Origin of the sequence: Microtetraspora sp. AC03309, from assembly GCF_020826795.1 — a bacterium.
GTDB classification, from domain to species: domain Bacteria; phylum Actinomycetota; class Actinomycetes; order Streptosporangiales; family Streptosporangiaceae; genus Microtetraspora; species Microtetraspora glauca.
In genome coordinates, this window is sequence record NZ_JADDIL010000362.1 from 1 (window position 1) to 608 (window position 608).

General features: G+C 65.0%; 1 pseudogene. It reads right to left on the reverse strand.

Features of this window, described 5'->3' with window-relative positions:
* Nucleotides 1-608 (reverse strand): annotated as a pseudogene (locus IMZ11_RS43350) (GTP pyrophosphokinase); the annotation flags it as partial.

The window sequence follows — 608 nt, forward strand, 5'->3', positions numbered from 1 at the left end:
CTTGGCTTCCTTGTAGCGCCAGTGCGCAGCGATGCCGTACTCGGCGGTGCGGTGCATGTCGCGGGTGCGGATCTGCACCTCCAGCGGCTTGCCCTCCGGACCCACGACCGTGGTGTGCAGCGACTGGTAGACACCGTAACGCGGCTGGGCGATGTAGTCCTTGAAGCGGCCCGCCATCGGTTGCCACAGCGAGTGCACGACACCGACCGCGGCGTAGCAATCCCGGATCTCGTCGCACAGGATCCGCACGCCCACCAGGTCGTGGATGTCGTCGAAGTCGCGGCCCTTGACGATCATCTTCTGGTAGATCGACCAGTAATGCTTGGGTCTGCCCTCGACCACCGCGTTGATCTTCATCGCGCTCAGCGCCACGCCGATCTCGGCGCGCACCTTGGCCAGGTAGGTGTCGCGAGACGGTGCCCGGTCGGCGACCAGTCGCACGATCTCCTCGTACTTCTTAGGGTGCAGGATCGCGAACGACAGGTCTTCTAGCTCCCACTTGACCGTCGCCATGCCGAGCCTATGGGCCAGCGGCGCAATCACTTCCAGCGTCTCGCGGGCCTTGCGGGCCTGCTTCTCCGGCGGCAGGAAACGCATGGTGCGCATGT